Origin of the sequence: Anabaena sp. 4-3, from assembly GCF_001597745.1 — a bacterium.
Classification (GTDB): domain Bacteria; phylum Cyanobacteriota; class Cyanobacteriia; order Cyanobacteriales; family Nostocaceae; genus Trichormus.
The window spans coordinates 64,569-90,292 of sequence record NZ_LUHJ01000042.1 but is presented as its reverse complement, the minus strand read 5'-3'; the positions used below and the strand labels follow the sequence as shown (position 1 = coordinate 90,292).

General features: G+C 42.2%; 24 protein-coding genes. 15 read left to right on the top strand and 9 right to left on the bottom strand.

What is annotated here, in order from left to right; translation table 11 throughout:
* Positions 1-577: 577 nt before the first annotated feature.
* The gene (locus tag A3775_RS11610; protein ID WP_066425020.1) at positions 578-1,519 is read left to right on the top strand and encodes a LysR family transcriptional regulator; all 942 of its coding nucleotides are present in this window, start codon (positions 578-580) and stop codon (positions 1,517-1,519) included.
* Between the two features lie 147 nt (positions 1,520-1,666).
* Here the strand turns inward: A3775_RS11610 and A3775_RS11605 are convergent, their stop codons facing one another.
* Complete coding sequence (locus A3775_RS11605) at positions 1,667-2,959, bottom strand: RNA-guided endonuclease TnpB family protein (RefSeq protein ID WP_066425018.1); 1,293 nt, start codon at positions 2,957-2,959, stop codon at positions 1,667-1,669.
* Positions 2,960-3,100: 141 nt separating this feature from the next.
* Between A3775_RS11605 and A3775_RS11600 the strand changes: the two genes are divergently transcribed.
* Positions 3,101-4,171, top strand: a complete 1,071-nt coding sequence (locus A3775_RS11600) for an anthranilate phosphoribosyltransferase family protein (protein ID WP_066379948.1) — start codon at positions 3,101-3,103, stop codon at positions 4,169-4,171.
* 306 nt (positions 4,172-4,477) lie between these two features.
* Here A3775_RS11600 and A3775_RS11595 read toward each other — a convergent pair whose 3' ends face one another.
* The gene (locus tag A3775_RS11595; RefSeq protein ID WP_066379951.1) at positions 4,478-5,413 is read right to left on the bottom strand and encodes an alpha/beta fold hydrolase; all 936 of its coding nucleotides are present in this window, start codon (positions 5,411-5,413) and stop codon (positions 4,478-4,480) included.
* A gap of 312 nt (positions 5,414-5,725) precedes the next feature.
* Here A3775_RS11595 and A3775_RS11590 point away from each other — a divergent pair, with 312 nt between their 5' ends.
* The gene (locus A3775_RS11590) at positions 5,726-6,490 is read left to right on the top strand and encodes an armadillo-type fold-containing protein (RefSeq protein ID WP_066425015.1); all 765 of its coding nucleotides are present in this window, start codon (positions 5,726-5,728) and stop codon (positions 6,488-6,490) included.
* Between the two features lie 65 nt (positions 6,491-6,555).
* Here the strand turns inward: A3775_RS11590 and ftsE are convergent, their stop codons facing one another.
* Together ftsE and A3775_RS11580 are read right to left on the bottom strand one after the other, a co-directional pair.
* Positions 6,556-7,224, bottom strand: coding sequence for a cell division ATP-binding protein FtsE (gene ftsE / locus A3775_RS11585; RefSeq protein ID WP_066380089.1), 669 nt, complete (start codon positions 7,222-7,224; stop codon positions 6,556-6,558).
* A 327-nt stretch (positions 7,225-7,551) separates the two neighbouring features.
* The gene (locus A3775_RS11580; protein ID WP_066379955.1) at positions 7,552-8,304 is read right to left on the bottom strand and encodes a WecB/TagA/CpsF family glycosyltransferase; all 753 of its coding nucleotides are present in this window, start codon (positions 8,302-8,304) and stop codon (positions 7,552-7,554) included.
* Between the two features lie 498 nt (positions 8,305-8,802).
* Here A3775_RS11580 and A3775_RS11575 point away from each other — a divergent pair, with 498 nt between their 5' ends.
* From A3775_RS11575 to A3775_RS11560, 4 genes are all read left to right on the top strand, one after another.
* The gene (locus A3775_RS11575; RefSeq protein WP_066379957.1) at positions 8,803-9,525 is read left to right on the top strand and encodes a response regulator transcription factor; all 723 of its coding nucleotides are present in this window, start codon (positions 8,803-8,805) and stop codon (positions 9,523-9,525) included.
* 176 nt (positions 9,526-9,701) lie between these two features.
* Positions 9,702-11,375 (top strand): SpoIIE family protein phosphatase, encoded by a 1,674-nt coding sequence (locus A3775_RS11570; RefSeq protein ID WP_066379960.1) that lies wholly within the window; start codon positions 9,702-9,704, stop codon positions 11,373-11,375.
* Between the two features lie 3 nt (positions 11,376-11,378).
* Positions 11,379-11,816 carry an anti-sigma regulatory factor gene (locus A3775_RS11565; protein WP_066379961.1) on the top strand — a complete coding sequence of 146 codons (438 nt, stop codon included), beginning with the start codon at positions 11,379-11,381 and terminating at the stop codon, positions 11,814-11,816.
* 359 nt (positions 11,817-12,175) lie between these two features.
* The gene (locus A3775_RS11560; protein ID WP_066425057.1) at positions 12,176-12,613 is read left to right on the top strand and encodes a hypothetical protein; all 438 of its coding nucleotides are present in this window, start codon (positions 12,176-12,178) and stop codon (positions 12,611-12,613) included.
* Between the two features lie 7 nt (positions 12,614-12,620).
* Here the strand turns inward: A3775_RS11560 and A3775_RS11555 are convergent, their stop codons facing one another.
* Both A3775_RS11555 and A3775_RS11550 read right to left on the bottom strand, forming a co-directional pair.
* Positions 12,621-13,049, bottom strand: coding sequence for a ketosteroid isomerase family protein (locus tag A3775_RS11555; protein ID WP_066425014.1), 429 nt, complete (start codon positions 13,047-13,049; stop codon positions 12,621-12,623).
* Positions 13,050-13,231: 182 nt separating this feature from the next.
* Positions 13,232-13,750, bottom strand: a complete 519-nt coding sequence (locus A3775_RS11550) for an orange carotenoid protein N-terminal domain-containing protein (protein ID WP_066379965.1) — start codon at positions 13,748-13,750, stop codon at positions 13,232-13,234.
* 217 nt (positions 13,751-13,967) lie between these two features.
* On the opposite strand from A3775_RS11550, the gene queG reads away from it, so the two are divergent.
* Both queG and A3775_RS11540 read left to right on the top strand, forming a co-directional pair.
* The gene (gene queG, locus A3775_RS11545) at positions 13,968-14,942 is read left to right on the top strand and encodes a tRNA epoxyqueuosine(34) reductase QueG (protein WP_066379967.1); all 975 of its coding nucleotides are present in this window, start codon (positions 13,968-13,970) and stop codon (positions 14,940-14,942) included.
* A complete protein-coding gene (locus tag A3775_RS11540; RefSeq protein WP_066379969.1) occupies positions 14,917-15,552 on the top strand; it encodes an HAD-IA family hydrolase in 636 nt (211 codons plus the stop codon). The genes queG and A3775_RS11540 overlap by 26 nt, the downstream gene beginning before the upstream one ends.
* 247 nt (positions 15,553-15,799) lie before the next feature.
* Here A3775_RS11540 and A3775_RS11535 read toward each other — a convergent pair whose 3' ends face one another.
* Complete coding sequence (locus A3775_RS11535) at positions 15,800-16,180, bottom strand: hypothetical protein (RefSeq protein WP_066425013.1); 381 nt, start codon at positions 16,178-16,180, stop codon at positions 15,800-15,802.
* Between the two features lie 209 nt (positions 16,181-16,389).
* On the opposite strand from A3775_RS11535, the gene A3775_RS11530 reads away from it, so the two are divergent.
* Positions 16,390-16,920, top strand: coding sequence for an orange carotenoid protein N-terminal domain-containing protein (locus A3775_RS11530; RefSeq protein ID WP_066379973.1), 531 nt, complete (start codon positions 16,390-16,392; stop codon positions 16,918-16,920).
* A 182-nt stretch (positions 16,921-17,102) separates the two neighbouring features.
* Here A3775_RS11530 and A3775_RS11525 read toward each other — a convergent pair whose 3' ends face one another.
* Positions 17,103-17,864, bottom strand: a complete 762-nt coding sequence (locus A3775_RS11525; protein ID WP_066379974.1) for an ABC transporter ATP-binding protein — start codon at positions 17,862-17,864, stop codon at positions 17,103-17,105.
* Positions 17,865-18,065: 201 nt separating this feature from the next.
* On the opposite strand from A3775_RS11525, the gene moaA reads away from it, so the two are divergent.
* Positions 18,066-19,052, top strand: a complete 987-nt coding sequence (gene moaA, locus A3775_RS11520) for a GTP 3',8-cyclase MoaA (protein WP_066425012.1) — start codon at positions 18,066-18,068, stop codon at positions 19,050-19,052.
* Positions 19,053-19,137: 85 nt separating this feature from the next.
* Here moaA and rpsD read toward each other — a convergent pair whose 3' ends face one another.
* Positions 19,138-19,746: a 30S ribosomal protein S4 gene (gene rpsD / locus A3775_RS11515; protein WP_066379977.1), complete on the bottom strand. Its 609-nt coding sequence runs from the start codon at positions 19,744-19,746 to the stop codon at positions 19,138-19,140.
* A gap of 525 nt (positions 19,747-20,271) precedes the next feature.
* Here rpsD and A3775_RS11510 point away from each other — a divergent pair.
* The 4 genes from A3775_RS11510 (at position 20,272) to A3775_RS11495 (ending at position 25,679) form a co-directional block, all read left to right on the top strand.
* Positions 20,272-20,889 carry a hypothetical protein gene (locus A3775_RS11510; protein ID WP_066380093.1) on the top strand — a complete coding sequence of 206 codons (618 nt, stop codon included), beginning with the start codon at positions 20,272-20,274 and terminating at the stop codon, positions 20,887-20,889.
* Between the two features lie 117 nt (positions 20,890-21,006).
* On the top strand, positions 21,007-22,650 hold the full coding sequence (locus A3775_RS11505) for an alpha/beta hydrolase (protein ID WP_066379979.1): 1,644 nt from the start codon (positions 21,007-21,009) through the stop codon (positions 22,648-22,650).
* A 466-nt stretch (positions 22,651-23,116) separates the two neighbouring features.
* Positions 23,117-23,980 carry an SDR family oxidoreductase gene (locus A3775_RS11500; RefSeq protein WP_066425009.1) on the top strand — a complete coding sequence of 288 codons (864 nt, stop codon included), beginning with the start codon at positions 23,117-23,119 and terminating at the stop codon, positions 23,978-23,980.
* Between the two features lie 208 nt (positions 23,981-24,188).
* The gene (locus tag A3775_RS11495; protein ID WP_066425007.1) at positions 24,189-25,679 is read left to right on the top strand and encodes a glycosyl hydrolase family 57; all 1,491 of its coding nucleotides are present in this window, start codon (positions 24,189-24,191) and stop codon (positions 25,677-25,679) included.
* Positions 25,680-25,724: the final 45 nt, after the last annotated feature.

Sequence of the window (25,724 nt, the reverse complement as noted above, 5' to 3'; positions counted from 1 at the left end):
GAGTTAAACATGAGAATTTCGGTTTAAATAGAATTTATAAATATAACTATGTTAAGTGATGTAAACTTATAGAAATCGATTTCGTGGTAAGGACTAAAGTCCTGATTTTAGGACTAAAGTCCTGACTACAAACCTTTAATTATTGACGCTGTTCTACTTATTAACAAAGGTTTTAGTTTTGCAGCGCATTGATTGAGCATCATCAGTACACAAGCAGCCAATTGGATAAATAGTAATAAATTGTACAAAAAATTAATATACTTTTTCTGATGGCGAATGCAGCCTAGTTCACCTAGACATCCACTAAAGTTTGGTGTAGCTAACTAGGCTTCACTTGTGCTGTAATATCATGTCCGGCTAATTACTTATGATAAGTTTTCGATGCTGATCTTTTCCCTTTTCTCTTTTCTTGTTCCCTGTTAAGAGTTCCCTACCCCATCAGATATGATAACTATTCAAACGGACATGATATAAGATATAAATGGACAAGAAAAGCTGTATCAAAGTTGACTAAATTTTTGATAAAAATCCGTTAACTTAAATAAAAGCCATAAATGTAATTCAGGCTACACATACCATGCGACTAGAACAGTTGCAAGCGTTTCTGGCGATCGCAGAAACAGGCAGCTTCCAAAAAGCAGCAAAAAAATGTGGTGTCACCCAATCGACGATTAGCCGCCAAATCCAATCATTGGAGGCTGATTTGGGTGTGGAATTGTTTCATAGAAGCAATCACGCCAAGCTGACTTTAGGGGGTGAACGCTTGTTACCTCGCGCCCGGAAAATTTGTCAAGAATGGGAGACTGCCACCCAAGAGTTAACAGATTTAGTGGCGGGAAAGCAGCCAGAATTATGTGTTGCGGCTATTCATTCCCTATGTGGTTCTTACTTACCACCGATATTACAAAAATTTTGTCGTGACTATCCCGATGTGCAGTTGCGGGTAACATCTTTGGGAAGCGATCGCGCCTTGAAAGTCCTGAAAGATGGTTTAGTAGATTTAGCAATAGTCATGAATAACCGCTTTCTCACCACTGGTAGGGAGATGGTGGTAGAAGTGCTTTATGATGAACCAATCGAAGTCTTGATTGCAGCTAACCATCCCCTAGCCCAGCATGAATTTGTGCCTTGGTCGGAGTTAGTGCGTTATCCCCAAGTAGTATTTAAAGATGGGTATGGGATGCAACGGCTGATTCAAGAGAAATTTGAACGCTTAGAAGCTACCCTACAAGCAGCCTTAGAAGTCAATACCCTAGATGCGTTTCGGGGAGTAGTGCGCCAAGGTGAATTAATCGCGTTACTACCGAATTCGGCATTAGTCGAAGCACGCCTTGATCCTACTTTAGCAGTTCGCCCTTTGGCGGGTAGTGGTTCAACCTCTGATGGTTCTAACTTAACTCGTCGGGTAGTGATGGTAACTACTCAAGACAGATTACAAATTCCGCCAATTAAACATTTTTGGCAACTGGTACGAGAAAATATCCCTCCCCAATTTCACCAACAGCGATCGGCCTCATAAAGTTATCATTAGTCAAATGTCCACAGTTAAAAGTCCCCAGTTTCAAACTTGACTGTTGACTCTTGACCATTGACTATTGACTTATTTGACCCTCCCCTGGCTATTAAAAACTCGCTTTGCTCGTTTTTAATGTCAAGCCAGGGGATTCTAAGAAGTTGTTCCGAATGGGACTAAAGCCACCATTCTCCACTTCTCTAATTTAAGAAGATTAAACCTTCTTGGGGCAGTCAAAGACCCTCTAGACACTCTGGTAAAACCTTCGTGCTTACTTTTAATTCCAATGTTAAGCGAACCATTCAAGTCGCTGTTAACTAAATGTCCATTCTTTGTCCTATACAATCCCCGTTTAATTCGTTTACCAGAAAACTGGTATTCTTTGGGATTGTCAGCATTGTAAACAGGTATTTCATCACCATCGACGGCACTAGCCTTGCTGGTGTACGATTCTTCCTGTTCAATGTATTTCAAGCCATACCTTTCACACATTGCTTTCAATTTGAAACGCAAGCTGTGAAAAGGTATCTGGACAAAGTTTTGGTTATTGCGTCCACCAATATTGATTTCCTGCTTGATGCCAGGGTTATACCCAACAATCAAGTTAGCAATCTGATTATGGATGCAGTGATTGATAATAAATCGTGCTGTTTTGTTCAGGTAATCTCTAACTTGGTTATTACGTTTTGCCAAAAGTTTCACCTGTTGATTGGTGATATTTTTAATTCCTTGCCTATCTTTAACAGATTGCAATTGGGCATTACGCTTGTTGAACCACTGGTTAATAGCTTTAATTGGTTTACCATCCACAAGAAAGGATGCCCCATTGGTATCAACACAAGCTGCGAGGTTATCTACTCCCAAATCAATGCTAATAGCACTATCAGTCTTAACTTCTACGGGTTCTGGTTCAATTTCGCTGATAAATTCAACCTCAAAATATCTAGCATTGTATTTTGGATGAATCCTGACTTCCTTAATTTGATTGATGTTAAGTCTTTTTGGGAACGGAATCCAGATTTCTCCAAATTGCTTTCTAAAAGCATTGGACATGGGAACTCTAAATTTCCCATCCTTAACAACAATTCTGGGAATTATCAGCAAGAAATAACCATCTTTAGGCAGGTAATTAGGAAGCTTCACTTTTTGTTGATAACTTCCGCTTTTGACTGCACTAATCAATCCGTAGAAGCTTTTAAAGGTTCTGTCTACCACTTTCAATGTTTGCTGTGCAATGTCTGTATTGAGAAACTTGTAATTCTCATTCATTTTGCACAGATGGTAGGCAGATTCATAACGTAAGTGTTTATGTTCCTGAAAGAAGTATTGCCGCACTGTGTACAAACCTACGTTATAGAGATTTTTACTCAGTCGGCACAACTGCAAGAGAGCAACAAATTCAGACTTATTCAGTTCTCTGATTTGGTTCTTTTGCGTCAGATACATAAAACAATTTTCGCTACATCTAGAAGATTACAGCGAAATTGTTGTCTATTCAACAAGAAAAACTGTGGGATAAATCCCACCGTGTCGTTTTTCCTCCACTGGCTTCTAGCCAGTGGTTTCCAAACTCCCGTGAGGTTTCTGATGAGTATTTTATTCAGGGAATTGCTGAAAAAGGTAGGCAGTGGCAACCATACAGGTGAGAGTTTAACTCGTGCGGAAGCAGCCACCGCCACTAAAATGATGTTATTAGGTGAAGCTACACCAGCCCAAATTGGTGCGTTTTTAATTGCCCACCGCATCAAACGCCCCACAGGAGAAGAATTAGCGGGAATGTTGGATGCTTACGAGGAACTGGGGCCAAAACTGCAACCAATCACCTCTACACATCCAGTCATAGTTTTTGGTCAACCTTATGATGGTAGAACCCGTACAGCACCAATTAGCCCGATAATCGCCCTGATGCTGGCTGCTGTCGGACAACCAGTAGTGATGCACGGAGGCGATCGCCTCCCGACAAAATACGGTTTACCATTAGTAGATATTTGGCAAGGGTTAGGCATTGATTGGACTAACCTATTATTGGCACACACCCAAGAAGTCTTCGAGGAAACAGGCATCGGCTTTGTTTATCCGCCTCAGCATTTTCCCTTAACTCAAAGTCTTTGGGAATACCGGGAGCAATTAGGCAAACGTCCCCCCTTAGCGACAATGGAATTAATTTGGTGTCCTTATGCTGGGGATGCTCATATAGTAGCGGGGTTTGTGCATCCGCCCACAGAAGCAATGTTTCAAGTAGCCTTGAGACTGCGGGGAGTCAGCAAATTTACCTTAGTCAAGGGATTAGAAGGTAGTAGTGATTTACCGCGCGATCGCACAGCCATCATTGCCCTATCTCAAGCATCCCCAGAAATCCAAAGATTACTTCTCTCACCCCATGATTACGGGTTTACTACTAAAAACGTCCCCCTGACAACTACCGAAGAATTACTAGCTCAAATTCAGGGCGTGTTAGCTGGTAAACCTAGCGAACTACTGCAAACAGCCTTATGGAATGGCGGATTTTATCTTTGGCGGAGTGGGATTTGTGATGATATGCAATCAGGTATAGCCAAAGCGGAAGAATTATTATCTAGTGGAATAGTCGCCCACAAACTCGAACAACTCACTCAGGTAATTAACACAGTTTCAGGAAAAACCTTTCAGCTTTTTTAAAAGGGAACAGGGAACGGACAACAGGCAACACTCCCATCCCCATACTTAACACTTCTAGGGCGAGGTGGTCAAAATAATTTTAATTTTTGTAAAATTTAGCTTAAGTCATATCTTGCACCATTCTCAATAAGCGTAAGGCGATGCACTGCCAACAACCTAAAATTAAGGGTTTGAACAACTTGCAAGCAATGCCCACCCTACAAAAATTATCATTAAGGAACAGGTGCAAGATGTGTGTTAACAATCAAGAGGCGGGAATTTTCCCGCCTTTATTTTTATTCCCTATTCCCTGTTCCCTGTTCCCTTTTATCCGTGAATCGTCACAACTGTCTGCTGAATTCTGGTGTCAGTCAGCAAAGGCAAAAATCGGTGAATTAGTCCGATTGTCACGGCGGGGAGTTCCAACTGCGGTGTCAGTCCTACATCTTCCAGAGGTTGGAAAATACGGATAGCTTGAGGATTCTTCTCTGCTAGACGGCGGCCAATGTCTGGCCCCGTAAATTGGGACTTCTGCCCCCAAATAATTGCCGTTGGTGTGGTTAACTGTTGGATGTAGAGGGATAAATCAAAGCACAAGTCACCCCGAACAAAAGACAGGGCTGCATATTCAGCATTAGGCTGTTGGGCAGATTCTAGATAAGCTGCCACAATTTCCTCATAGATACGGTTAGATTGGGCAAATTGCCGTTGTTCTAAGAAACTACGGATACCGCCGCTAGTAGCAACACCAGTGCTATATAAGAAACGGTCGAGAACAGGAACACTAATAATCTGAGCAAACCAACTGCGGGAGTAGTCCTCACCAAAGTCAGACAGTCCGGCTGGTGTGACGAGAATTAAAGACTTGAATAGATGGGGATGGGTGATAGCTACTCGAATTGTAAACGCTGCTGTCAGAGAAGAAGCGATCGCTGTCACTGGCCCTGTACAAGTTTGCTCAACAAACTCTCGAATTACCGTCAAATAATCCTCAATCTTGTAATTCCTCGCTGGATGTTCCGACTGACCCCATCCAATTAAATCTGGGGCGAGAATGCGATAATTAGCCGCAAAAGCCGGATAAACCTTAGACCACTCATAAGATGAAGACCCACCACCAAAACCATGAAGAAATACCAAAGTTTCTTGGTTTGATTGTGCGCTTCTGTTGTCCTGCCAAAGTGAACCAGTGGCAGTATAATACACCATCTTACCTAGGGAGGTAATGATAGAACGTTGTTCAAATCCCTGTGGCTGAAACATAAGCCTATGTTATCGATGATTATGGTTTCTCAGCGCAGGTGACAGTTGTTCGACTTCAAAATCATCAATAAATACAAACAAAAGCATCTTGACTTTTGAAGCACAACTAAGTCTTATTTATATTTCCCACAATTGCTATTATCCACTAACTGATAATTTTGACACCTCTGGCCAGCGTCAGATTAAGGCTCAATCAAGTTACCGAATAATCACCTAGTTACGCACCAAAAAATAAAGTAGCTTAATTATAAGACTTGCGTAGTCCTATCAGTAATACAATATAGACAATTTGGAAATAGGTAGGTAGACACTGTGGCAAAGGCTTTATCTTCTTGGCAGCAATTGATTAACCAGACGCTTAACTTGCTGCTTCCAGAGTTTAAAACCAAAGCCACCAAGCAACGATTTTGGCGGCGTTTCTCAGAGCCAGGAGCTATTCTTGGCGGCTTGACAATCGTCGTTGCTATGCTGTTGTGGAACTGGAAATTACTCTTGGCTTTGCTAGTTGGGATTGGGGTGATGTTACTGGTCTACTCAATGCAAAAATGGAATTGGCAACTGCATTGGGTAGAAATTAAAAAGTTTCTCCATAGCCCAAACCGTCAATTAGTCTTAGCCGTCAGCAGTGGGGGAATTGCCACTCTCAGCACTTACATGGCGGCGGCAATTTGGACAGACTCCCACAGCCATTGGATAGCGACTGGTGCTATTGTCCAAGGTCTGGGGACATTATTTACTTTAATTTTGTTAGTCTGGCAAATTGTCAACTTTTACAGCCAGCGTGAGGAAAACAGCTTTGAGCAGTTGTTACTGCATCTGACAGAACCAGACCCCATTAAGCGGTTGATTGCTGTACGTAGATTGACTAAAATCATCACTCGTCAGTCAATCGATGCTGCACACCAGCAAGATGTGGCGCAATGTTTGCACCTCCTCCTCAGTCGCGAAGCAGAAACAGCAATTCGAGACGCTGCTTTGGAAAGTTTACAAATATTGCAACGGGAGGAGTTACCATCTACCCCCTTGCCAACTCTCAAGCCGCTAGCAACTAAAGTTAAAGTCCGCGTTACTTCTTAGTGGAGAGCTTTCGCAGCTTTCAAAGCAGGTGAGAAGAACTTTTACCAGTCAACAGTCAAACATCCTCATTTAACTACTGATTGTCGATACAGTCTGCCATTACGGACTTGCACTACTGGCTTGTTACAACGACGGACTAATTGCTCATCATGGGTGGTGACAATTACCGTCGCCCCAAAAGAATTTAATTTTTGGAGAATTTGCATTACTTGCCAGGAATTATCAGGATCAAGGTTGCCTGTGGGTTCATCAGCTAAAATTAACGGTGGTGTTGCCACAATCGCCCGCGCAATACTGACTCGCTGTTGTTCTCCCCCTGAAAGTTGATCAGGAAAACAATCAGCTTTAGCCAGCAAACCCACCAGTTTTAAGGTAGGTTCTAAGCGTCTTTGAATTTCTTTGCGGGTGTAGCCTTGAGCTTCTAAGACAAAAGTGACATTTTCCGCGACTGTGCGCTGGTAAATTAACTTATAGTCTTGAAAGATAATACCAATACGTCGCCGAAATAAAGACAAGCGATCGCCCCGCAAACTTGATACATTACATTCATTGACAATCACTTCACCCTGTGTAGGTAACTCCCCACCATACAGCAGTTTTAACAGTGTAGACTTACCAGAACCACTAGGCCCCGTAACAAACAAGAATTCTTTTTGTTTCACCTCTAGATTCACATCCAACAAAGCATGGCAGCCATTACCATAGGTTTTTGTCACAGAGCGTAATTGCACCATGTTACTAGAACTACAATTTGGCGGCTGAGTGGCACTATCATTTTGAGCAGCAGTAGTTACTGGATTTGTTAATCTGTTGACTGTTGACTGGGTAAAAGTTTTCTCCCCCTGCTCCCCTGCTCCCCTGCTCCCTCTGCTCCCCTGTTCCCTCATTTCCCTCATCCCCATTTCCCCAGGATTCTGAAATTTTGTAGGCGTAAGCCTTGCCGTTCGCGTGAGCGTCTCCGATAGGAGAAGGCTATTTTGAATTTTGTACGCCTTTGGCGTTCCCGCAGGGTATTTTGAATTGATTTGTACCCCCTACTCCCCATTCCCGATTCCCTGAATTTAAGTTGCACTTCTGGCTGTGAATCGATAAACAAAGGCTTTGATAGCAAACTTGGGTAAAGCTAACATCCGCCGCCAACGCCAAGGTTCTTTATACAACCGATATAGCCATTCCAAATTATTATTACCCAACCATGCCGGGGCGCGAGATTTTGTCCCTGACCAAATATCAAAACTGCCACCGACACCAATCCAAATTGCTTGGGGACACAAATGACGGTTTTGGGCAATCCATAATTCTTGACGTGGTACTCCCAAACCCACCAAAATTACTTGGGGTTGCAATTGCGCCAGAGTTTGCTGCAATTGTTGTTCTTCTTCAGCCGAATGGTAGCCGGAGTGAGTACCCGCTATGTGCAGACTCGGAATTTGCTGTTGCCAAAAGGCTGCGGCTTGTGCAGCGACTCCCGGCGCACCGCCATAGAAAAACACTTGTTTGTCTATCTGCTGTTGTCCCATAGCGTGTAACAGCTTTTCTGCTAGTTCAATACCGGGACAACGTTGAACTTTTTGCCAAAGTAGCCACTGCAAATACAGCACTACCCCCGCACCATCTGGAATCACCAACTCGGCATTTTCAATGACATTAGCTAAGGAAGGATTTTGCTGCGCTTGCATCGTCATTTCTGCATTCAGGGTGATGACATGACTGCCTCGACTGTGTTGCAAGCAATCCAGCAACCAGCCTGCATAGTCATTCATCACATGCACTGGTATTCCTAACACCGAAAACACTTTAGGCATTTGAAACATAGCCCTACTTTTAATTAGCCTCACACCAGATGATCTCGAACGATAGTTTATCAAATTTTTTAATAGGGTGTGTGTGAGTCTTGGGTGAGAGTAAAACTTGGTAAACTACCGTGCTGAGGCAAAAGCAACGATACTGTAGGAACTGGATATTGATTATTTTCAGTAATAACAACAGCTTATAATTGATCAGCAGCTTTTATCATCGATTTCTGACAAATGCCGCGTAAATTAACTTTTTTAGACTATCAATACGCTACTATCATAGGTCAAGTATCGGCACAAACCTGGAAATTCCCTACTAAGAATGCTCTGCAACGATTGACAATAGGTAATTTTTGGGGCTTGAGTCGGGAATTGACCGAGACTTGACCTAATATTAAACAATCATATCATTTGTCTGAGCCTCATAAGTAAAAACTCTATATTTGTCTGTGAACATAATTATTTACACTGCATCTATTAAGTCATTTCAGTGAGGGTAACGGGTAGAAGCGGACTATGAGTAAAATTCGGATTGCGCTGATTGAAGATCATGACCTTACCCGCGTGGGTATTCGCACAGCTTTACAACAAAGGGAAGAAATTGAAGTAGTAGGTGAAGCTGCTAATGCTACGGAAGGAATGAAGTTGTTAAAAAAAATACAGCCAGATATAGCGATTGTCGATATTGGTCTACCAGATAAAGACGGTATTGAACTCACAAGGGAGTTAAAATCTACTAATAACGGCGATGAGCTAGAAACTAAAGTATTAATTCTTACACTTCAGGATAATAAAGAATCTGTGTTGGCGGCGTTTGCGGCTGGGGCTGACTCCTACTGCATGAAAGACATTAAGTTTGATAATTTGGTGGAAGCGGTGAAAGTAACTTACAATGGTCATGCTTGGATAGATCCAGCGATCGCACGCATTGTATTACAACAAGCGAAACAAAATCCCACCAAAACGGATACTGCTGCCGCCGCCGAGCCAAAAAATGCTGCCCCCAGCCTGGATGTCACAGAAAACCAGGATATCTTTGATCCCTGCGCTCTCACCGACAGAGAATTAGAAGTGCTACAGTTAATTGTCGAAGGTTGTAGCAACGCCGTAATTGCCGAACGCCTTTACATCACAGTCGGGACAGTAAAAACCCATGTCCGTAATATCTTGAACAAGCTATCCGCCGATGACCGCACTCAAGCAGCTGTCCGTGCTTTACGTTCTGGATTAGTGGGTTAATCTGCAATTTTTCCTCACCTAGAGTTAAATTGAGTTACAAAATTTAAGAGTAAAGTTATACTGATAAATATAAAACTATTGCTGAAAATCATCACGTTTTCAGCGAATTTTCGTGATTTGGTGCGATAGGGATTGTACTATCTCGCTGATAAATTATCCGTAAATGAAAATCAAATATGACGGAACCCAAGGTAGAAAAACTCAAGCTCATGGTCGTTGATGATGAGCCAGATAACTTAGATTTACTCTACCGTACTTTTAGGCGCAATTTCCAGGTATACAAAGCCAATCATCCCCATAACGCCTTGGCAATTCTAGAGCAAGAAGGCGAAATGGCGGTAATTATCTCAGACCAAAGAATGCCAGGAATGAATGGGACTGAATTTCTCAGTCATACAGTTGAAAGCTTTCCTGACACGATTCGGATTTTACTGACTGGTTTTACCGATGTGGAAGATTTGGTAGACGCGATTAACTCAGGTCAAGTATTCAAGTACATTACCAAACCTTGGAGTCCTGAACAGCTAAAAATTATAGTCGAACAAGCTACTGACACCTATCGCTTAGTTAAAAAGCGCACCCAAGAATTAGGTCGGGCTTTGCGGCGAGAATCTTTATTTAATGCGGTAACAACGGCAATTCGAGAATCATTGGATTATGAAAGTATGCTGCAAAAAATTGCCGCTACTATCGGAGAAACCTTTGATGCTACTTATTGCCTACTCCAACCCGTAGCAGGTGACAGCCTGACAACAAACCAATTTTTCTATCAAAATCCAGTAATTCCTGTTACAGATAATACTTTTAACCCCAGTATTTTAATTGAGAAAGTCCTAGAAACTGGTGAATATCAAATTGCTCAAGATACAGATGCAGGTAAAACTTGTAACTACTTAGTTGTCCCCCTGAGTTACCAACAACACCTGCTGGCTGTGCTAGCTTTATGTCAGTGGGGAGAAGATTATCCTTGGCATGAGGAAGAAATTCAACTGATTGCTGGTGTGGCTGAACAAGCTGCTTTAGCCCTTTCCCAAGCCAAACTTTACCAGCGTCTTCAGGAAAAGCAAGAGCAAATCAAAGCTGAGTTAGAGGTTGCCCGGCAAATTCAACACAACCTGCTACGCCAAACTTTACCAGATATTCCAGGCGCAAAGATCCAAGCTTGCTGCTACCCAGCGCGAGAAGTGGGAGGTGATTTTTTTGAGGTGTTCGTGCATCCCAAAGGGAATTTATGGTTAGCCGTTGGTGACGTTTCCGGTAAGGGTGTACCGGCTGCTTTATTCATGGCTAGTGCCATTTCCGTATTGCGTCGGGAATTATCTCAGGAAACACCGGCAGATCCGAATGTAGTTATACATAATCTTAACAATGCTTTATGTCATGACTTAATGGGCAACAATTGCTTCATTACTTTAGTCTTGGCTTGTTATCACCCTACTACCAGAGAACTGAGATATGCCAACGCTGGACATATCTATCCCCTGGTTTGGTCACGCCAAGCCACGAAAGTAGAACCACCGAACTATCTGAAAGTCCGGGGTATTCCTATAGGAATATTACCTAAGTGGCAAGCCCAATCAGGTCATTTAGTTCTCGCGCCTGGAGACACATTACTGCTAGCCAGTGATGGCATCACAGAAGCAATGGTATCAAATAACTTTTTAGAATCCGCAAAGTCCGAGGGTGGCGTTTCACCAGTCAGCCGTTTTATGCTGAAACAAGATGGTCTGTGGCAAATATTACAAACACAAGCACAACCACTGTCTCTCAATGATTTATTGGCTCGCATCCAGGCAGATAACCCCGTTCAAGAAGATGACCAAACTATACTCTCACTGGAGGTTTTTTAACAGATGAAAAGTGAACTTCATGTTCCAAGTGACTTGAATTATTTAAACATCGTCGAAAACTGGTTGCTGGGATGCTTGAAAGTCCAGCTAGGAGATTCTGTTGATTGGTCTAGACAGTCGAGCCGTTTTCGCCTAGCGTTAGTAGAAGCATACTCCAACGTAGTCCGCCATGCTCACCAGCAGAAGTCTAGTATCCCCATTTTGCTGCGTTTGGAACTCAAAGAGCGAGATTTGGCTTTAGAAGTTTGGGACTATGGTACTGGTTTTGATGTGTCTGATTATTTTCCACCTAATCCTGTAGACAAACAAGAAGGTGGTTATGGATGGCTAATTATGAGTCGGTTGATGGATAAGGTGGAATACCAGTTACACGTTAATGGTGCTAACTGTCTCAAGTTAGAAGCTAGGATACCAGAACTAGCGCAAGAACTGGCAGTTTAGTTTGATTTTCATAAAGAATTTTGCACCTCATCAAATACTTGGAGACGAAACCAGGTATTTATCAGGTGATGTGGAGTATTTTTTTATTCAGAATAATTACCTGAGAACCCTTTTCCAATTGTAGGCAAGGGTCTTTTTATTTGGGGAAATCTGTATATATACTGAAATATACTCCCATATCAACACAATACCACTAATTGATAAAACTTAACACTATTGCTAACTTTTGCTAATTTTATTTGATCTATTACAGATAATTATTCAATACTTAAATAGTAAGCTGGCATTCACGTTGTCGGATTGCTACGTGAAGCAGTGGGAAATGTCCCTAAATCCAAGTCGAATTCATGATTGCACCTATGAAAGACTTATTTTGCTTATCACCACGCTATCGTCTTGATGATTCCCACTGGTTGGAGGGAATTGATCCCAGTCGTCATTACTGGCTAGCAGTGAATGGAGATCAAAAGTCAATCATAGGTCTGCCTGGTTTGATGGTTTCTTCCATGAGTAAACTGAAGCAGTTTATGCGTGAGTTCCGCAATCTCCAACCAGGAGAAAAAATGACTGTGGCTAGGGTAGCCAGTGTTGTGACAATTCACTGTGTTGGTTCTAACTGCTATGCCTTAGAAGCGGAAATCAATGGTGCTTTGGTTTGGCATTTGTTTGACCAAGAAACTTTAGATAGTTTGTTGATGACAGCACACCCAGATTGGCAATGTGCGCCATCAGACGTTGAGTTGGGTAGAAAATTATTAATGCGCTCTTTGCAAGCCGCAATGGTGACTCCTCAATAGGAAATAGTTATGATTCACGGCGCAAAGCTAATAATTCTTGGGGAGAAGCTAAAAGTTTGATTTTAGCCTCGGTAATTTGCTTGTGTTCGTTGAGGATAAATATCCATAGGACGTTAACACCACACCAAGAAGTCTGTGCTTTGCCCGTAACTTGGACTTGGATGTGATGATTTTCCCAGGGTTCAGTGATTCCTTGCTGGGGATCAGCTTTGATGTCTTGAGCTTCTTGTTGTAAATAAGTAGCGATCGCATCTACCCCGACAATACCAGATTCAAAGGGTGGATACATCACACCTTCTGCTGCAAACAAAGCCCCAGTTGCTAGAAAATCTCCGGCGTTTAAGGTGGCGAAATACTCCAGGATGGTAGGTTCTGTGATTCCTGGGATGGCATTCACACTGTTGGACGCACTGGATAAAGATTCAGCTGCTCTCATCAAATTACCTCATTACGCTAGCTGAACATCAATTAAAATCGAAGCTTAGATATAAAAAAAGCTGCTATTGGGATGTATACCCATAACAGACAGTCTTACTTAGGGAAGAATTTGTTCCCAGACTCATCATCTGGGAACTAAAACAGGTGTGACATTGAGGTTGGAAAGATATTGATAGCCCATTAATCAGCTAAGGGATCAACACCCATATCAGACACTACTCGACGCAAAACTGTGATTTGTTGCCCAAAGTCTAGTTGCTTGAGTGCTTCTAGTACCTGAGAACCATCACGAGAGATTTTATAGCCTGTGGGGACAGGGATAACAAAACCTTTGACCATTAATTCTGATAATTCGTACCAGAAAGCTAGCTTTGTATTCGCGCTGAAAATACCGTAGGAGCGAGTAAATTGGGTATTTCTCTTAGCAGCTAAGTCACGCATGACTTCTAGTTGCTCTGCGTGAGACATTTGCTTAATTTGATTTAACAAACCTTCTGCTAACTGTAAACGAGCAGCACCTGTAGCAGCAGGTGTAATTGAACGACCCATTTCTGTGTAAGCGTACCATAACACTGCTAATTGGTCATCTACGCTGAGGCTTTGAAATACAGCAGTGGTGGCAGCAACAGCATCACCAGTCTGGATACCGTTAACAGCTTGAGACAGGCGAATTGAAGAGGAATCAGAAGTGAATGTCATGATTGCACCACAGTCTATGTGTATAAGTGGGCTGTGTTTTCGTTAGGAGGTTGCATCACTTTGAGCTTGCTTGACCTCTTGTCTCTATGTTGCATCATTTATTTACAAATGGCAAATAAAATTTACAAATGATAGGGGTAGTAAATATTGAACTTCATTCTTGAATACCTTATGTATAATAGGAGTGCCGCCATTTTGGCAAAATTGTGTGATACAAATGCAGCCCGGTTCCATAGTTAACAGCAGTGTGGTAAAAGAAAAGGCCAAAGAGTTGGGTTTTCATCAAGTTGGGATTGCTGCTGTAGATCAAGGTAAGAATACAGAAGCCGAGAGGCTGCAAGCATGGATAAGGCTGGGTTATCATGCGGATATGGCGTGGATGGCGAACCCGAAGCGTCAGGATGTTAGTTTGGTGATGTCAGAGGCGCGATCGCTTGTGTGTGTGGCGATGAATTACTACACCCCACACCAACGCCCGGAAGGCGAAGAATACGCTAAAATCTCCCGTTATGGCTGGGGGAGAGATTATCATAAGGTGATGCACAAGCGACTCAAAGCACTAACTAGCTGGTTAGAATCACTAGATTCAAGTATTCAAGCTCGATACTATGCAGATACAGGCCCGATTCAAGATAAAGTCTGGGCGCAACGAGCCGGGATTGGATGGATTGCGAAAAATGGTAATGTAATTACTAGAGAGTATGGCTCTTGGGTATTTTTGGGTGAGGTGTTGACAAATCTGGAACTAGAGAGCGATCGCCCCCATACCGAACACTGCGGTAGCTGTACTCGTTGCATAGAAGCTTGTCCTACAGGTGCAATTACCCAACCCTTTGTAGTTGATGCTAATCGTTGCATAGCTTATCATACGATAGAGAATCGGGCAGAAACATTACCAGCAGAAATTACACCCCATCTGCAAGGCTGGGTAGCTGGTTGCGATATTTGCCAAGATGTTTGTCCTTGGAATCAACGTTTTGCTCAAACAACAGACGTGGCAGATTTTCAACCTTATCCTGAAAATATTGCCCCAAAACTGGTAGAATTAGCGCAAATCTCTAATGAGGAGTGGGATAGAAGATTTCCGGCTTCAGCATTACGACGGATAAAGCCGGAAATGTTAAGACGAAATGCCCGTGCTAATCTTGACGCATCCCAACAAAGTAATGACCCAGAAAGTGATTATCTTTGATTTTGATGGCACGATTGCGGATACTGTAGATGCGCTTGTAAGTATTGCCAATCGTTTAGCCGTAGATTTTGGTTATGTCCAAATTACGCCAGAAGAGTTGAAACTCCTGAGAAATTTATCATCTAGAGAAATCATTAAATATTCAGGAATTTCTGTCTTCAAAATCCCTTTTCTAGTCAAAAAAGTTAAGACAGAATTAAAAAATAAAATCCAGGAATTGAAACCCATTCCTGGAATGAAAGAGGCACTAGAAGAGTTACAAATTCATGGCTATAAGTTGGGAATTATTACATCTAATTCCCAGGATAATGTCACAGCGTTTCTGAAAAGCCATCAATTAGATAGTTATTTTGAGTTTATCTATTCAGGAGTAACTATTTTTGGCAAAACTACCATCATTAATAATGTACTCAAGCAAAAACAAATCAAAACTCAGTTTGTGATTTATGTAGGCGACGAAACCAGAGATATAGAAGCCTCAAAAAAAGCTAAAATCAAAGTAATTGCTGTAACTTGGGGCTTTAATTCTCCTGAAATATTAGCCAAACAAAATCCAGACTTTTTAATTCATCAACCTAGTGAGTTATTACCAGTAATTAAAAAGTGCTAATAACAAATTCAGGACTTACGCAACTGGCATAATAGTAGGGTGCGTCAGATATCAACAATCTGTTTATTGACAGCATTTAAGCCGTCTGACGCACCCTACAAGACATATTGAGTGTGACATTTGCGTAAGTCCTAAAATTGTAGGGTGCGTTAAAGCAACGCACCGCATGATGGGGACTGGATACTATTAGGAAGCAGGGGAGTGGAGGAAGCGGAGGAAGCGGAGGAGAGAGACTAATGACTAATGACTAATGACTATTTTTAGGTTTACCTTTTTTCAAAGCTTTTTGTACTAAATCATCATTGACGCTAGTGACAGCTTCATCCTTGGAAGCTCCAACTTCCTTAGCTAACTCTAAATAATCATCAGGATTACCCGTTGCTTGTGCTGGAGTAGTGGTTTCTTCTGGCTGAGGAATTTCATATTTAGATTGAGTCGCCGCTTTTGCAGCATTTGCACCTTCGCCTGTGCGATCAATTTCACTAACACTCAATTCTTGTGCTGCTGCATAGTCAGCTTCATAATCAACCATTGGTGTTTTTTCTGCACCACTAGCTATCCTTTCAGCCGCTAATTTTGCGTCATGGGTAGGAGCTTCAACGGAATTAGGCTTCACTTCATCAGGCATAGTTCACACCTTGAGTAATTTTTCAATTGCTGTGGTGAGCATAACAAGGTGATTGTCTATTTTTTAGCCCCCATAAGAGAGATTTTCACTCTATTCAAAGATAGATAAATTAGCAAGATTTAATTATTTTAATTATTTCTCTGGTCAGTAGATGCTAATACTTTAATTTTGATAATCGTAAGTATATTATAATTGATTGGGAAAAAATTATGACTGCTAGTTACGAGCAGAAAACACCGCAAGCTCTCAGCCCAGAAACTCAAAAGTTAGTAGAAGTTTTTAACACTTTAGATACTGATGGCAAATTAGCTTGGCTATATTTTGTTTATGAAAAAATGGGGGATTCGGTAACTCCAGCCGATCCCACTGCCGCCGAACCAGAGTTAGCACCGCTTTTATTCGATGACTTTTTTCGACTATCAGATGAACAACAATTAGCGATTATGCGCGAAATTGTTAACTGTGAAGATACAGAATATTCTCGTGCTTATGGTGCTTTAAAAGAAAATAATCAGCTATTCGTCTGGTATGCTTGGGCTGTAGGTATGGGCGATACAGTGGTAGGAATGCCAGATAGCTACCAGCGTAGTGCAAAAATTAACAATTTATTAACTCGAATTGAAGAATTAGATTTTGAAGGGCAAATTTCGGTGTTGCGATCGCTCGCCTCAGAAATGGGTTACACTGATGTCAAGCCGATTGCCACGCAAGCGGAAACTGGCAAAACATCTAGTCTTTAAATAGACCTAACCCCCTAACCCCCTTCCCGACGCGGGAAGGGGGAACAGTTTATCAGGACTTACGTAACTGGCATATTAGTAGAGTGCGTCAGATAGCAAAAATAGATTTATTGACATCATTTAATCAGTCTGACGCACCCTACAAGACTAACCTCCTTCCCGACGCGGGAGGGGGGAATAGTTTATGTAGCTACGTGGTTTAAGTCTTCTGGTGTGAGGTGGGAATGCACTACTTTACCATCACGGAACCAGACTATACGATGGGTTTGACGAGCAACTTCTGGCTCGTGCGTTACCATAACTACAGTAATCCCACTGGAATTTAATTCTGTAAAAATATCTAAAACTTCTTGAGTGGTGCGTGAATCAAGCGCGCCAGTCGGTTCATCAGCTAAAAGGACAACGGGACGGTTGACAATAGCACGGGCGATCGCTACCCTTTGTTGTTGTCCGCCAGATAGTTGAGTGGGTTTGTTGTTGATGCGATTTGCTAAACCGACTTTTGTCAGTGCTTCGGCGGCGCGATCGCGTCTTTCGTTAGGGTTGACACCAGCATACACCATTGGCAACATCACATTTTCTAAAGCACTCAGTTGGGGTAAAAGGTGGAATTGCTGGAAGACAAACCCCAATTTTTTATTCCGAATGTTTGCCAAATCTGCATCTTGCATTTCTGCCACATCGACATTATCTAAAAAATAATGTCCTGTACTTGGGCGATCTAAACAGCCGATGATATTCATGGCTGTAGATTTACCTGAACCAGAAGGCCCCATGATAGAACAATATTCACCCTCGTTAATCCCTAAATTCACATCATTCAGGGCTTTGACTTCAGTTTCACCACTGCCATAAACTTTAAAAATATTTTCTAGTCGAATAATTGCTGATGTCGGCGCAGGATTGGGAACCAGAGAATCTGTAATTGAAATAGTGTTTGGCATAAGTTATTAGTTATTGGGGATTGGGGATTAGACATATATTATTGGGCGTATATGTAGAGACGTTGCATGCAACGTCTCTACAAGTCAATAGCTTCCTCTGCTCCCTTGTCTCAAGAGCCTCCCCACCTACTAGGATAGTATTTACTTGGACTAATCAGTGGCAAACAACAACGATCGCACACGATAAACATAAAATTTACAATGAATCAGGTAGACTACCTCCGCATCAGCTTAATAGATCGCTGTAATTTTCGCTGTCAGTATTGTATGCCAGAGGGGGCAGAGCTAGATTATATCCTCAAGCAACAGTTACTCACTGATCAGGAATTGCTGACTTTAATTCGTGAGGTATTTATTCCTGTGGGTTTTCGTCGCTTCCGGTTGACGGGGGGAGAACCGTTACTGCGTCCCCGTGTGGTGGATTTGGTAAGCGCGATCGCATCTTTACCCCAAACTCAAGACTTGGCTATGACTACCAATGGCTTTTTACTCGCACCTTTAGCGCAGAGTCTCTATGATGCTGGTTTGAGACGGATTAATATTAGCCTAGATTCCCTTGATCCTGATATTTTTGACAAAATTATTGGTAGTGGCGGACGTTCTCGTTGGCGACAAGTTTGGGACGGTATTCAAGCCGCTTATCGTGTCGGATTTGACCCTTTAAAGTTAAATGTGGTGGTAATTCCAGGGGTTAACGACCATGAAATTTTAGATTTAGCGGCTTTAACTATTGATAAACAATGGCACGTGAGATTTATTGAGTTTATGCCCATTGGTAATGGGGATTTATTTAGCGATCGCGGTTGGATATCTTCAGCCGAATTACGTCAACAAATTCGCGAGCGTTGGGGCTTGACAGAATCCCAAGTTTGTGGTGCTGGCCCTGCGGATGTCTTCCAAATTCCCGGCGCGAAGGGGACACTAGGATTTATCAGTCAAATGTCAGAATGTTTTTGCGATCGCTGTAACCGGATGCGTCTGAGTGCGGATGGCTGGCTCAGACCTTGTTTATTAAATGAAACTGGTCAAATAGACTTAAAAACGGCTTTGCGCTCTGGTGTAAGCATCCACCAGTTACAAGAGCAGGTCAGAAATTTATTGACAATCAAGCCAGAAATTAACTTTAAACAGCGCGACTCTGGTACTACAGGAGCTTACAGCCGTACCATGTCGCAAATTGGGGGTTAGTCATTAGTCATTAGTCAATAGTCATTAGTCAACTATTAATTATCATCTGACTATGGACTATTGACTGTGGACTATTGACCAAGAACTAGGCTTGTCGTGAGTAGTATTCCACGACCAGCAGTTCGTTAACTTGTAGTGCCACCCATTCGCGTTCAATGACACTGTTTACCTTACCTTCCAGTTTGTTTTTATCAAACTCTAAATGATTGGGAAGGTTAGCTAGACCGGGATATTGTAAATTATTCTCCACCAACTTCCGGGATTGCGCTCTGTCTCTGACCGCAATTACTTCACCGGGACGAGTTTGATAGCTGGCGATATTCACTACACGACCGTTAACTGTAACGTGACCATGATTCACCAACTGTCTAGCAGCTGGGATAGTGGGAGCCATACCCAAGCGGAAAACGGTATTATCCAAGCGCATCTCTAGCAATTGCAACAGCACTTGTCCGGTAGAACCAGTTACCCGTCTAGCCTTACGCACATAGCGTAACAGCTGCTTTTCGGTCAAACCGTAGTTACAACGTAGCTTTTGCTTTTCTTCTAGACGGACAGCGTATTCAGAACGCTTTTTGCGGTTCTGACCGTGCTGACCTGGTGGATAAGCGCGTCTTGCGCTCTTACGAGTTAATCCAGGCAATTCGCCCAAACGACGTACAATTCTAAGCCGTGGCCCTCTATATCGGGACATGAGTTTCCTTAATCTAATCCTGTTTAAACTTTACCCAGAAATACTATTGTGACATTCCTCGGCGTAAACGCAAGAGGATTCTTGGGCTGAACATTGCCTTGACTAAGCAAACCTAGTCTTGGTCTTACAAGTTCATGTCTAGTCCGACTACACTTTTTCAAGCCAGCCGCTTAACGGACTACTCCCACAAGCGTAAATTCCCCTGTGTCCCAGGGTATTTAATTTTTTTTAGCTCTTTTCCGTATGGGCTGATTTTGAGATACCAGTGACGGATCGGAATTGTGAGATTACACAGTAGGAAATCAAACTTATTTCCTAACTGTTCTGACGGTCAGCAAATTTAAGAATTCTGACAAATCATTATTTTAACAAAAAATTGTTGATTGTTGATTGTTGACTGTTGATTGGGTAAAAGTTCTTCTTCCCCTACTCCCCCCACTCCCCCTTTTCTCTGGTTTTGCCTGATTTGCCTTCGATTGGCTGCACATTTGAGTTAGCATAACCTTGGGTGTTTGGAGAATGGCAATGAGTAAAACAGTGGTTAGTGGCTGGGAAACCCAACCAGGAAAATTTAAAAATTCTCTGATGCGGTTGACAGCACCAATTTTGGCTGTGGTTGGTTGTGTAGGAATCAGCGTCCCCAGTATGGCTGTTAGTGGTTCTTATGACAATAACTATCGCGCCTGTGCAGGGAGACTCTTAGGTGTGGGTATAAGCGGACAAGCAGCAGCACAAGCTTGTGCGGCGGCGTTACGTCCGACAGATTTATCTTCCTGTGTGGTTTTTATTAAAAATCGTACAGAGATTAGTGCTACTGATGCGCTTTCTGTGTGTGGACAAGCAAGACGACCCAAGGAATTAGCTACTTGTGTGGTTTCCGTTAGTCGCAATACTCAACAAGCAGTTAACCCAGCAGTGTTAAACTATTGTAGTCGCACTCTCTTACCAGAGCGTTTTGCTCGGTGTGTAGTAGGTTTACGTAGTCAGATAGACATTGCCCCGATTCAGGCTCTTGATACTTGTATTGATGGTAGCGATCGCATTGGTGGTATACCTTCCTTGACTCCACCCAATCAACCACCCACAACATTCAGTCCTACCTTTGATTCTCAACCAATTCCTGGCAGTCCCGGTAATAGATAAAGTTTTATCAAATTTTGGGGTGAGTTAATCGCTCACCTATTCCCGCAAGGAGGCTGACACACCCAACCAAAGGGTAAGTTTATGCGGAATTGCGGGGTAAAAAAGCCGGCTATTCTTATGAAAAAGATACTCAAATATCTGAGTTTAGGTTTAATATCTACATTTTTAACGGCTACTCCCGGCTTTAGCGCAGAAAGCATCAGTTTTTTTTACCCTCCCTTTGGGGAATTTACCCTACCTGTGGATTCGTTAGAAACTTTTGCTAAAGAAGGGAAGATAGATGATGACTTGAGATTTTACGCCCAACGCGCCACACCTGAACAACTGGCTCAACTACGGGAATTACTTCAAATTCGTTTCAATGTCACGCCTACGTTAGTATCTCAAGTGACTTACTCGCCAGTTGGTGAACAGGTATTACAAAGACTAGGAGAATTACTGTTAACTGATTCTCGCCGCAATGGTTTCTATGCTTTACGTGCTGCGTTAATTTTGTCGGCTGCTTCCCCAGAGGGTTTGTCACTGATTAATGTACTGCGGCAGTTTCCCAGCGATCGCCTGCGACTAAATTTTACGGAAGCAGTCGAAATAATTGACGATTTGTCCCAATTACTCAAAACTAGGGATAAAGTTGTGGCTGATTTGCAACAACAAGCATTGAGGCAAACTCTTCAATCTCAGTCGGATTTATCCCTATTACCAAAACTACCAGATTTGCGATCGCCTGGAAAGTTCCCTTGGCAAAAAATTAGTTTAACATTAACTGATCTGTCACGCGATCGCCGTCTCCCTGTGGATGTCTACCTACCCACCACCACCACCGAGACTGATAAAAAACCACCTTTCCCCTTAGTTGTCATTTCTCATGGTATCGCCTCAGACCGCTACACTTTTGCTTATTTAGCCGAACATCTCGCATCCTACGGCTACGCTGTAGCTGCATTAGAACATCCTGGTAGTAATGCTCAACGCTTTCAGCAATACTTTGCTGGTTTAGCACAACCACCCGAACCACAGGAATTTATTGATAGACCTTTAGATATCAAGTTTCTACTCGATGAACTGCAACGGAGAGAAACTTTCGATCCCCAGCTTCAGGGTAAACTCAATTTCCAGCAAGTAGCCGCAATTGGTCAATCTCTGGGAGGCTATACTGTCTTAGCCTTAGCAGGTGCAAAGTTTAATTTTGAAGCACTCCGCCAAGAGTGTCAACCCAATAACTCATATTTGAATTTATCGTTAATTTTGCAGTGTCAAGCAACTCAGTTAGCTTTCAACAACTATGGGTTAAAGGATGAACGCATCAAAGCCATCATTGCGGTTAACCCCGTCAATAGCGCAATTTTTGGTGAAACTGGGATCAGTCAAATTTCCCTCCCTGTGATGTTAGTAGCAGGTAGTCAAGATATTTTCGCCCCACCAGTACCCGAACAAATTCGTCCCTTTACTTGGCTGACTAACCCTAATAAATACTTAGCCTTAGTTGAAAACGGCTCTCATTTTACTTTTATAGGTGAATCTGATCCTGAGAGTAAAGTATTACCTGTACCCGATGCTTTACTTGGCCCTGATCCTACTGCTGCTTATTCCTATCTCAAAGCCTTAAGTGTAGCTTTTTTAGAAACTAATCTGATCAATCGCACTGAATACCGCGTTTATTTACAACCATCCTACGCCCAATATATTAGTAAATCTCCCCTCAATCTCAGTCTCATAGATTACTTGAGTACAGAACAGTTAAATCAAGCTATCAGGAAGTAGGGGGGCAGGGGGGCAGGGGGAGAAAAACTAATGACTAATGACTAATGACTAATGACTAATTGTCAGGAGATCGCCATATTGAGGGCGTAGTATTTATAAAAACTTATTGCAGATTACGAAGCTTATATATATTCTTATAAACAAGTATTAAGAAATACTTATTAAAAAAGATTGCAACTGCTTGATTTAATTGCTAGTGTGTGTATTGACAATGATGCTGAAAAACGCTCTGGTTCAGGAGGGGTAAAACATAAGAGCTAATCTATTCAGCCAAGAGTGTACAGCATTGATTTGCAATCTGGAAACTGTGAGCAATGCAAATTAGTCGAACAAAAAGATTTGATCGCTGAGAACTAATTACTGTTGAGATTTTGAGCAAAACCGATGATTTGTCTTAGCCTGTGCAGGATGTGGTGCTGATAGTTGATGCACTGGGGTAAGACTTAGACTCTGGAGGTGAACAAGTATGAATCTTCAAGGGAAAGTTGCCCTGATAACAGGGGCTTCTCGTGGCATTGGGCGAGCGATCGCCTTAGAATTAGGACAACAAGGTGTAAAACGGCTGATCTTAGTAGCGCGCGATCGCCGAAAATTAAGAGAAGTAGCCCAAGAAATCGAAGCAATGGGCGTTGAAGCAACCACCTTAGCGATTGATTTAACGCAAGTAACAGAAGTTAACATCGCCATTGCTCAAATTTGGCGCAGTTATGGCCCTATTCACCTGTTAATCAACTGTGCAGGTGTAGCATACCAAAACTCATTTCTGCGTTCCAAAATCCCGCAACTGCAAGAAGAACTGTCTGTAAACTTATTGGGAATGTACACCCTCACCAGTCTGATAGCCAAACGCATGGCTAGCCAAAGACAGGGAACAATTATCAATGTTTCCAGCTTAATGGGGAAAGTAGCCGCCCCGACAATGGCGACATATTCAGCAACAAAGTTTGCCATCTTAGGATTTACCCAAGCTTTGCGTCAAGAACTCGCAGAGTACAACATCCAAGTCAAAGCCTTGTTGCCTACTCTCACCGACACAGACATGGTGCGCGACTTAAAACTATTTCGCTGGGTAATACCCATGACTCCCCAACAAGTAGCCAAAGCCCTTGTTATAGGATTAAAAAAAGATACACCAGAAATTTTAGTAGGTTGGCAAAGTCATTTAGCGGTGTGGTGTCAACGTTTAGCACCTGGGTTGCTGGAATTGATTTTAAAAATCGCAGCACCCACAGGAGCAGCAAAACCGAGTTTTTTGACCAAATTCCAGCGTTTTGCTGATTTATTCTGGACAGAACCACGCTTTCCCTTTGTATTTGCTCGCAAGCCGTAAAATTGTCTTTTGAGTTCGTAGTAAGGACTTTAGTCCTTATTTCCTGGGTTAAGGTGCGTCAGATGTGGAAAATCTGTTGATATTTACCAAATCATCGCAGATGACGCACCCTACAAGAGATGATTTTGTTGGGATAGCTTGTTTAAGAGAGGATTAAAGTCCTCACTACAAACTATAATCAGGTATTCTTGTTTGCAGAGTCAACAAAATGCTATCCTCAAAAAATTCCACCCTGCCAGAAATTATTGATGGTTTACCGAATATATCTGGATGGGAAGCTGAGGTGATTTCTGTAGTTAATCATGATGCGCCTGTGTTCTTACCTTCAACCAATATCAGGTTAGAGGATGTCAATGCAACATTTGCGATCGCCTTACATTTCCACCAACCTACTATACCAGCTGGTAGTGGTGGCGAACTAATCAGCAATCTGCAATATATGTTTGAACATCCCCATGAAGGCGACAACCACAACGCTGCACCTTTTGCTGATTGTTACAGTCGCATGGGTGATTTCATTCCCGAACTTGTCAATCAAGGTTGCAATCCCCGCGTCATGTTAGATTACTCTGGTAATCTGTTGTGGGGACTCCGACAAATGGGACGCAACGATATACTAGATAATCTCAAGCGGATTACTTGCAACCCTACCTATCAACCCTATGTAGAATGGTTAGGGACAATGTGGGGTCATGCTGTTGTACCATCTACCCCCATACCAGATATTAAATTACATATCCTCGCATGGCAACAACATTTTGCCGCAATTTTTGGCTGGGAAGCACTAGCGCGAGTTAAAGGATTTTCGCCGCCAGAAATGCACCTACCAAATCACCCCGATACATTATTCGCATTTGTCAAAGCTTTAAAAGAATGTGGCTATCGCTGGTTACTTGTACAAGAACATTCAGTAGAAACAATTGATGGTCAATCTTTAACTCATAAACATTTACCACATCGGCTGATGGCTCGCAATTCCCAAGGCGAAACTATTAGTATTACTGCTTTAATTAAAACCCAAGGTTCAGATACTAAGTTAGTTGGGCAAATGCAGCCATATTATGAAGCTAAAACTTTATCAAAACAACAGTTAGGAACAAACTTGATTCCACCAATAGTTAGTCAAATTGGTGACGGTGAAAATGGCGGCGTGATGATGAATGAATTTCCCAACGCCTTCAAACAAGCTTGGTGGGATATGCTCAACAACGGTGGTGGAAAATCCCATGTTGTTGGGGTGTGTGGTACTGAATATTTAGAATTAATTGAGGCGACTGGTTGTCAATCAGAAGATTTTCCCCAGTGTCAACCTGTAGGGCAACATCAAATCTGGCAACGAGTCAACCTAGATAATTATCAACCTGAAGCTGTGGAAAATGCTATTCAAGAATTAAAGCAAATTAACCCAAACTTTCATGTAGATGGAGCCTCTTGGACTAATCATATCAGTTGGGTAAAAGGTTATGATAATGTTTTATCTCCCATGTATGAATTAAGTAGTTTATTTCATCAAAAGTTTGATAACTTATTAATTAACTCCGCAAATAAATCTATTACCAAAAAATCAGAATATCGTCAAGCATTGCTACATAATTTGTTACTGCAAACAAGCTGTTTTCGCTATTGGGGACAAGGTAATTGGACAGACTACGCAGGTGAAATTTATCGGCGTGGACACGATTTACTGAGTATGAATTAGATATTGGCAATGGTAATTAAGTTTGTATTAAGCGGCTATAGCCCA

What these genes read in the sequence shown, in the direction of transcription:
- A3775_RS11610 (WP_066425020.1), top strand. Translation starts at nt 578, where the DNA reads ATGCGACTAGAACAGTTGCAAGCGTTTCTGGCGATCGCAGAAACAGGC.
- A3775_RS11605 (WP_066425018.1), bottom strand. Translation starts at nt 2,959, where the DNA reads ATGTATCTGACGCAAAAGAACCAAATCAGAGAACTGAATAAGTCTGAA.
- A3775_RS11600 (WP_066379948.1), top strand. Translation starts at nt 3,101, where the DNA reads ATGAGTATTTTATTCAGGGAATTGCTGAAAAAGGTAGGCAGTGGCAAC.
- A3775_RS11595 (WP_066379951.1), bottom strand. Translation starts at nt 5,413, where the DNA reads ATGTTTCAGCCACAGGGATTTGAACAACGTTCTATCATTACCTCCCTA.
- ftsE (WP_066380089.1), bottom strand. Translation starts at nt 7,224, where the DNA reads ATGGTGCAATTACGCTCTGTGACAAAAACCTATGGTAATGGCTGCCAT.
- A3775_RS11580 (WP_066379955.1), bottom strand. Translation starts at nt 8,304, where the DNA reads ATGTTTCAAATGCCTAAAGTGTTTTCGGTGTTAGGAATACCAGTGCAT.
- A3775_RS11575 (WP_066379957.1), top strand. Translation starts at nt 8,803, where the DNA reads ATGAGTAAAATTCGGATTGCGCTGATTGAAGATCATGACCTTACCCGC.
- A3775_RS11570 (WP_066379960.1), top strand. Translation starts at nt 9,702, where the DNA reads ATGACGGAACCCAAGGTAGAAAAACTCAAGCTCATGGTCGTTGATGAT.
- A3775_RS11565 (WP_066379961.1), top strand. Translation starts at nt 11,379, where the DNA reads ATGAAAAGTGAACTTCATGTTCCAAGTGACTTGAATTATTTAAACATC.
- A3775_RS11560 (WP_066425057.1), top strand. Translation starts at nt 12,176, where the DNA reads ATGAAAGACTTATTTTGCTTATCACCACGCTATCGTCTTGATGATTCC.
- A3775_RS11555 (WP_066425014.1), bottom strand. Translation starts at nt 13,049, where the DNA reads ATGAGAGCAGCTGAATCTTTATCCAGTGCGTCCAACAGTGTGAATGCC.
- A3775_RS11550 (WP_066379965.1), bottom strand. Translation starts at nt 13,750, where the DNA reads ATGACATTCACTTCTGATTCCTCTTCAATTCGCCTGTCTCAAGCTGTT.
- queG (WP_066379967.1), top strand. Translation starts at nt 13,968, where the DNA reads ATGCAGCCCGGTTCCATAGTTAACAGCAGTGTGGTAAAAGAAAAGGCC.
- A3775_RS11540 (WP_066379969.1), top strand. Translation starts at nt 14,917, where the DNA reads ATGACCCAGAAAGTGATTATCTTTGATTTTGATGGCACGATTGCGGAT.
- A3775_RS11535 (WP_066425013.1), bottom strand. Translation starts at nt 16,180, where the DNA reads ATGCCTGATGAAGTGAAGCCTAATTCCGTTGAAGCTCCTACCCATGAC.
- A3775_RS11530 (WP_066379973.1), top strand. Translation starts at nt 16,390, where the DNA reads ATGACTGCTAGTTACGAGCAGAAAACACCGCAAGCTCTCAGCCCAGAA.
- A3775_RS11525 (WP_066379974.1), bottom strand. Translation starts at nt 17,864, where the DNA reads ATGCCAAACACTATTTCAATTACAGATTCTCTGGTTCCCAATCCTGCG.
- moaA (WP_066425012.1), top strand. Translation starts at nt 18,066, where the DNA reads ATGAATCAGGTAGACTACCTCCGCATCAGCTTAATAGATCGCTGTAAT.
- rpsD (WP_066379977.1), bottom strand. Translation starts at nt 19,746, where the DNA reads ATGTCCCGATATAGAGGGCCACGGCTTAGAATTGTACGTCGTTTGGGC.
- A3775_RS11510 (WP_066380093.1), top strand. Translation starts at nt 20,272, where the DNA reads ATGAGTAAAACAGTGGTTAGTGGCTGGGAAACCCAACCAGGAAAATTT.
- A3775_RS11505 (WP_066379979.1), top strand. Translation starts at nt 21,007, where the DNA reads ATGAAAAAGATACTCAAATATCTGAGTTTAGGTTTAATATCTACATTT.
- A3775_RS11500 (WP_066425009.1), top strand. Translation starts at nt 23,117, where the DNA reads ATGAATCTTCAAGGGAAAGTTGCCCTGATAACAGGGGCTTCTCGTGGC.
- A3775_RS11495 (WP_066425007.1), top strand. Translation starts at nt 24,189, where the DNA reads ATGCTATCCTCAAAAAATTCCACCCTGCCAGAAATTATTGATGGTTTA.